This is a genomic window from Alcanivorax sp. HI0044, assembly GCF_001634945.1.
In genome coordinates, this window is the sequence record NZ_LWEZ01001132.1 from 1 (window position 1) to 6,612 (window position 6,612).

At 60.8% G+C, this 6,612-nt stretch carries 8 protein-coding genes and 1 tRNA gene; 1 reads left to right on the plus strand and 8 read right to left on the minus strand.

Annotated elements, in window-relative coordinates; all coding sequences use genetic code 11:
• The coding region (locus tag A3730_RS13805; protein ID WP_369819080.1) for a serine O-acetyltransferase at positions 1-399 on the plus strand (399 nt) is incomplete at its 5' end.
• Between the two features lie 113 nt (positions 400-512).
• Here the strand turns inward: A3730_RS13805 and ychF are convergent.
• From ychF to A3730_RS13845, 8 genes are all read right to left on the minus strand, one after another.
• Positions 513-1,604 (minus strand): redox-regulated ATPase YchF, encoded by a 1,092-nt coding sequence (gene ychF / locus A3730_RS13810; RefSeq protein ID WP_063521357.1) that lies wholly within the window; start codon positions 1,602-1,604, stop codon positions 513-515.
• Between the two features lie 188 nt (positions 1,605-1,792).
• On the minus strand, positions 1,793-2,380 hold the full coding sequence (pth, locus tag A3730_RS13815) for an aminoacyl-tRNA hydrolase (protein ID WP_063521358.1): 588 nt from the start codon (positions 2,378-2,380) through the stop codon (positions 1,793-1,795).
• Positions 2,381-2,388: 8 nt separating this feature from the next.
• Positions 2,389-3,036 (minus strand): 50S ribosomal protein L25/general stress protein Ctc, encoded by a 648-nt coding sequence (locus A3730_RS13820; protein ID WP_063521359.1) that lies wholly within the window; start codon positions 3,034-3,036, stop codon positions 2,389-2,391.
• Positions 3,037-3,241: 205 nt separating this feature from the next.
• Positions 3,242-4,201 carry a ribose-phosphate diphosphokinase gene (locus A3730_RS13825; protein ID WP_007149324.1) on the minus strand — a complete coding sequence of 320 codons (960 nt, stop codon included), beginning with the start codon at positions 4,199-4,201 and terminating at the stop codon, positions 3,242-3,244.
• A 75-nt stretch (positions 4,202-4,276) separates the two neighbouring features.
• Positions 4,277-4,352 (minus strand) — tRNA-Gln (locus A3730_RS13830).
• A gap of 20 nt (positions 4,353-4,372) precedes the next feature.
• Positions 4,373-5,278, minus strand: a complete 906-nt coding sequence (gene ispE, locus A3730_RS13835) for a 4-(cytidine 5'-diphospho)-2-C-methyl-D-erythritol kinase (RefSeq protein WP_063538265.1) — start codon at positions 5,276-5,278, stop codon at positions 4,373-4,375.
• Positions 5,275-5,862: a lipoprotein insertase outer membrane protein LolB gene (gene lolB, locus A3730_RS13840; RefSeq protein ID WP_063520574.1), complete on the minus strand. Its 588-nt coding sequence runs from the start codon at positions 5,860-5,862 to the stop codon at positions 5,275-5,277. Before lolB ends, ispE begins: the two co-directional genes overlap by 4 nt.
• On the minus strand, positions 5,859-6,612 hold a 754-nt coding region (locus A3730_RS13845; RefSeq protein WP_156501205.1), incomplete at its 5' end, for a lipopolysaccharide assembly protein LapB. The genes lolB and A3730_RS13845, both read right to left, overlap by 4 nt.

The window sequence follows — 6,612 nt, forward strand, 5'->3', positions numbered from 1 at the left end:
GTGGTGGTTGGTGCGGGAGCCAAGGTGCTGGGGCCGTTTACGGTGCACAAGAATGCCAAAATCGGCTCCAATTCCGTGGTCACCAAGGAAGTGCCGGAAGGGGCGACGGTGGTCGGTATCCCGGGCCGGGTGATTAGCCATCCTCTGACCGAGAAAGAAAAGACTCGCCAGGCAATGGCCGAGAAGATCGGCTTCCAGGCCTATGGTGTCAGCAACGACATGCCCGACCCGGTGGCCGAAGCGATTCACTTGCTGCTGGATCACATGCACGCCGTGGACAACAAGCTGGATAGGGTCTGCACCAACCTGAAAAAGCAGGGCATTCAGGGATGCGATGAGAAGCTGCCGGAGCTGAAAGATGAAGACTTCGAGCCGGTGAATGCGGGCGGAACAGACTGAAAAGCAGTTGAAGGTTGATAGTGGACAGTTGACAGCGCAAATAAAAAGGCCGCCCCGGAAGGGCGGCCTTTTTATTTGGCGTGTTGCATGAAGCGTGGTGCGTGCCGCGTCTCTTATACGTTAAACCGGAAATGCACCACGTCACCATCCTTGACGATGTATTCCTTGCCTTCCAGGCGCCACTTGCCGGCTTCCTTGGCTCCCTGCTCGCCGTTGTTGTCGATGTAATCATCGTAGCCGGTGACTTCGGCACGAATGAAACCTTTCTCGAAATCCGTATGAATCACGCCGGCAGCCTGGGGCGCGGTGGCGCCGACCTTGACGGTCCAGGCGCGGACTTCTTTTACGCCTGCGGTGAAATAGGTTTGCAGGCCGAGAAGGTTAAAGCCGGCGCGGATGACCCGGTTCAGGCCGGGCTCTTCCATGCCCAGGTCGGCGAGGAAGTCGGCTTTTTCTTCGTCGTCCAGTTCGGCAATCTCGGATTCGATTTTGGCGCAGATGGGTACCACGGAAGAGTTTTCTGTTTCGGCCAGCTCGCGCACGGCGTCCAGCAAGGCGTTGTCCTCAAAGCCGCCTTCGTCCACGTTGGCAATGTACATGGTGGGCTTCAGGGTCAGCAGGTTCAGGCTCTTGATGGCTTTGCGTTCATCGTCATTCAGGTCTACGGAGCGTGCCGGGTTGCCTTCGTTCAGGGCGGGCAGCACCTTGTCCAGTACCGGCAGCAAGCCTTTGGCATCCTTGTCCTGGCCCTTGGCGGCCTTGGTGGCGCGCAGATGGGCTTTTTCTACCGTGTCCAGGTCGGCCAGGGCCAGCTCGGTGTTGATCACGGCGATATCGTCCAGCGGCGATACCTTGCCGGATACGTGGATCACGTTTTCATCGTCGAAGCAGCGCACCACGTGAGCGATGGCATCGGTTTCACGGATGTTGGCCAGGAACTTGTTGCCCAGGCCTTCACCCTTGGACGCCCCGGCCACCAGGCCGGCGATATCCACGAATTCCATGCTGGCGGGCATGATCCGCTCCGGGCTGACGATGGCGGAGAGTTTGTCCAGACGGGGGTCCGGTACTGGCACCACGCCGGTGTTGGGTTCAATGGTGCAGAACGGGAAGTTCTCGGCATCAATACCCGCTTTGGTCAGCGCGTTGAACAGGGTGGATTTGCCCACGTTGGGCAGACCGACGATACCGCATTTGAAACCCATGACAGACCTCCATTTTTCGAGGCCGCAATGCTACTGAAGCCGGGCTGAAAAAGCGACCACCGCAGAGCGGAAACAGCGGCGAGCTATGAGCTGCGAGCTTCGAGAAAAAGCAAAGACAGTATCGTTTGGGGTGGGGCTAATCCTGAAAGCCAGAAGCCAGAAGCCAGAAGCCAGAAGCCAGAAGCTGCCTACGCTTTAAATCCGTTGAGGTGGTTCATGGCGCCATTCAGGTCGCCGCGGAGCATATCGGCGGTGTAGTGGACGGCTTCATCGATGGCGCGATCGATCAGGTCCCGATCGGCTTGGGAGGGTTTGTTCAGCACGTGGGGGGTAACCCGGTCTGCAGAGCCGGGGTGGCCGATGCCCAGGCGCAGCCGGTAAAAGTCGCGGCTGTTGCCATGTCGGCTGATGATGTCGCGCAGACCATTATGGCCTCCGTGGCCGCCGCCTAGCTTGAAGCGGGCACAGCCGGGGGGCAGGTCGAGCTCGTCGTGAGCAACCAGCATCTGCGTAACGGGAATCTTGAAGAAGTTTGCCAGTGCGGCGGTGGCCTGACCACTGCGGTTCATGAAGGTGGTCGGTACCAGCAGGCGGATGGTTTCGCCTTCAAAGGAAAAGGTGGCGGTGAGGCCGAAATATTTCTTGTCTTCGGTAAGGAAGACGCCCTGGCGTCGGGCCAGGGCGTCTACATACCAGACGCCGGCATTGTGGCGGGTGTCTTCGTATTCGCGGCCTGGATTGCCCAGGCCTACGATCAGTCGAACCGGTTCCGCCACGGTGCGTCTTATTCCTCGCCTGAGGCTTCTTCGCCTGCCGCTTCGTCGGCATCGTCATCAGCGGACGCACGGACTTTCGGCTGGTGAACCGCGGCCACCGGCTGGTCGTGGTCTTCGCCCAGTGCGAGCTGGGTCAGTTCCACGCCTTTCGGCAGTTTCAGGTCGGACAGGTGGATCACGGTGTCCATTTCAGCGTTAGCCATGTCCACTTCGATGAACTCGGGCAGGTGCTGGGGCAGACAGCTCACTTCCACTTCTGCGAAGTTGTGCTGGATCTCGCCGCCTTGCTTCTTCACGCCGATAGAGCTTTCTTCGTTGATGAAGTGCAGGGGCACGTTCATGGTGATCTTGTGGGTCTTGTCGACGCGCAGCAGATCCACGTGCAGCGGGTGGCCCTTGGCCGGATGACGCTGCATGTCACGCAGTACGGCCTGTACACTGGCACCGTCCAGCTTCAGCGTGAGAATGTGGCTGTAGAACGCTTCGTTTTCCAGGGCTTTTTTCAGCTCGCGCAGCTCAACGCTGATCATCTGCGGCTCGGCTTCGCCACCGTAGAGGATGCCGGGAACACGTTCTTGCAGACGACGCAGGCGGCGGCTCGCACCTTTCCCTGTATCGCTGCGGCTTTCTGCATTCAGCAGGAATTCATTGGACATGGTCTGTCTCCAGTATGCTCTCGGGCTTCCCGCGACCAGGTCGGCCAGAGAGGTTGATAAAGCCACGGAGGATTCCGCGGGGGCGCGATTATGCATGAAAAGCACGCCAGACGCCAGACGCCTGATGACGGACGCGCCAAAAAGCAAAAACCCGCTCGAAGAGCGGGTTTCAGCGTCAGGCGTCGAGCATCTGGCGTCTGGCGTTCTATACCAGCTCCAGCCGGTCGAACATGGCGCTCAGGGATTCTTCGTTGTTCACCCGGCGTACCGTTTCGGCGAGCATGGGCGCCAGGCTTAGGACGCGAATGTTGGCACAGGCGCGGCCGGCTTCGGACAGGGGAATGGTGTCGGTGACGACCAGTTCGTCCAGGGCGCTGCTGGCAATGTTGTCGATGGCCGGGCCGGACAGGATCGGGTGGGTGATGTAGGCAATCACCTTGGCGGCGCCGTGGTCTTTCAGGGCTTGGGCGGCTTTGCACAGGGTGCCGGCGGTATCGACCATGTCGTCCACCAGTACGCAGGTGCGGCCTTCCACTTCACCGATGATATGCATCACCTGGGACACATTGGCCTTGGGGCGGCGCTTGTCGATGATGGCCAGGTCGGCGTCGTTGAGCTGCTTGGCCAGGGCGCGGGCACGGACGACACCGCCCACGTCCGGGGAGACGACCATCAGGTCGTCATGGTTCTGGCGTTCGATGTCCGCCACGATCAACGGGGTGGCGTAGACGTTGTCTACCGGGATATCGAAGAAGCCCTGAATCTGGTCGGCGTGCAGGTCTACGGTGACCACGCGATCAATGCCGACGGCGGTGATCATGTCGGCGACCACTTTGGCGGTAATTGGCACGCGGGCAGAGCGCACGCGGCGATCCTGGCGGGCATAACCAAAGTAGGGAACAACGGCGGTGATGCGGCCTGCGGAGGAGCGACGCAGGGCGTCGGCCATGACCAGCAGTTCCATCAGGTTGTTGTTGGTCGGGTTGCAGGTGGATTGCACGATAAAGACGTCTTTGCCGCGCACGTTTTCCTGGATTTCCACGGCAACTTCGCCATCGCTGAACGTGCCCACATCGGCATTGCCGATCGGCAGGTTCAGGTTGTTGACCATGGCTTTGGCCAGTTCGGGATTTGCGTTACCGGTGAAAACGACGAGCTTGGACACTGGCGCCCCCTGGGGTCTTGCGTCGTGAATTTGGGAACCACTAAGGGGAAGGGTAAGAGGTTCCTCAGAAGAAAATGGCTGGGGTACCAGGACTCGAACCTGGGAATAACGGGATCAAAACCCGCTGCCTTACCAACTTGGCTATACCCCAACACTCGGTCTCAGGCCCGCTTAGGCGGGTTTGCCTGAATTCTTTGTCTCTCGAAACTTCGCCAGTGTCTCTCCCAGAATCTGGTGGAGAGGAGAAGTATTACAGCTTCGAGCGACGAAACCTGTCCAGTGTTGTGGCAACTGTTGCAGCAATTGCTGCCCCTGTTGCAGTCCGGTCAGGCGGGAAAAACAGCAAGCGCCTGTGCCGGTCATACGGGCGTTACCCGTATGTTGCTTGAGCCAGTCCAGCGTTTTTCCGATTTCCGGAAAATGCCGGGTTGCCACCGCTTCACAGTCGTTGTGAAAGTCGCGGGTCAGCACCGCCTCAAGCGAGGCCGGTAATTTACTGATGGGTGTATCCCTTGTCAATTGCCGGTCGCCGAAAATTCGAGCAGTTGATACATGAATTCCGGGGTGAACGACCAAAAAAGCGTCATTTGGTAGTGTGACGGGGGAAATTTGTTCGCCGACGCCTTCTGCCCAGGCATTGTGCCCCAGCACAAAGACGGGCACATCGGCGCCCAGCGCCAGGCCGATATCGGCCAGCTCCGGCAGTGTCAGGCCCAGCTCCCAGAGTTTGTTCAGACCCAGCAGGGCGGTGGCGGCGTCGGAGGAGCCGCCACCCACGCCGCCGCCCAGTGGCAGGCGTTTGGTCAGGGTGATCGCCGCCCCCTTGTTGCTGCCGGTGTGCGCCTGCAGTGCTCTGGCGGCCTGCAGAATCAGGTTGCTGTCATCCGTGGGGAGGGTGTCCTGGTTGTTTTCCGTGTGGCATTGCAGTGACAGGGCGTCTGCCGGGGAGAATGCCAGGGTGTCGCCATGGTCGAGCAGTGCGAACACGGTCTGCAGTTGATGGTAGCCATCATCGCGGCGGCCAGTGATGTGCAGGAACAGGTTGAGCTTGGCTGGGGCCGGCAATGTCAGGGTCACGGGGTGCTGCTGCCGGGCTGCCAGTCCTTGATCAGCAGGGTGAAACGGTTGCTGTGCTGCTGGGCCTTGATGCGGTAGGGCAGGGCGACGCCGGCGATGGGCGCGTAGCGATCGAAGGTGAGCGACCAGCCCAGTTGTTCCAGTGAGATCAGGCGCTGCTGATCATCGTATTCGGCATCCGCTGGCGCGCCGGGCCAGGGCAGGCCACGGGCCCAGTATTGCAGGGCGGACACGGGCAGCCAGAAGCCGGTGAGGTGCCAGGCCAGTTCCCCGGGGCTGCGGGCCTGGTAGGTTTCCTTGGCGGTGATCAGTTCGGCGCGGCCGCTATCCCAACGGAGGTCGGCGCTGCCAAAGCCCAGTGGCCCGGAAAAATGGATGTCGCCCCGCTGGGGTTGTTGGCGCCAGTCAAAGGTGGCACTGCCGCCGTCGTTGGCGGTGCGGTAGCCGAGCTTGCCGCTCATCTGCCATTGCTGGATCTGGCCGGGGTGTTCGAACTGGGCGGTTGTGGTGGGGCGTAGCTGGCAGGCGCTCAACGCCAGGGCCATCAGCGCCAGGCTAATAATGCGGGTAAGGCTCAGGGTCACAGGCGAGCTCCGAGTTTTTCCATGACTTCACGGATGTGGGGGGCGTCCGGGTCGCTTTCCAGGGTGTCGCGCCAGACCTGGCGGGCCTGGTTCTGGGCGCCCAGAACCCACAGGACTTCACCATAATGCGCGGCGACTTCCGGGTCGGGGAATTTTTCATAGGCCCGGCGCAGGTAGTCCCGGGCGGCTTCCGTCTCCCCGCGCTTGTAGAGCACCCAGCCCATGGAGTCGAGAATGGCCGGGTCGTCGGGGCGCAGTTCCAGTGCCCGGGAGACGTATTGATAGGCCTCGTCCAGGCGGTCGGTGCGGTTGCCAAGGGTGTACCCCAGGGCGTTGAGAGCGCTGGCATCGTCCGGGTCCAGGGTGATGATGCGCTTCAGGTCTTTTTCCAGCTGCGCCAGGTTGCCCACTTTTTCGGCCGTCATGGCGCGGCTGTAGAGTAGGTCGGTATTGTCGGGCTGGTCACGCAGGGCGTTATTGATCAGGGCGATGGCGCCTTGTGGATCGCCGTTGTTGCTGCGCATTTCTGCTTCGGTGATGGTGAGGCTGTCCTGCAGTTCCGGCTGTTGCTGGGCCAGGCTGTGCATCAGTGCGTGGGCCTGGCTGGTGTTGCCTTGCTGGTATAGCAGGCGCGCAGCCTGTACCCGCGCACGGATGGCCTGGGGGCCGCCGACTTTCAGGTAGTGATCGATGGCGCCGTCCATGTCCAGCTTCTGTTCGGCAGCCTGGGCCAGATAAAGATGAATATCG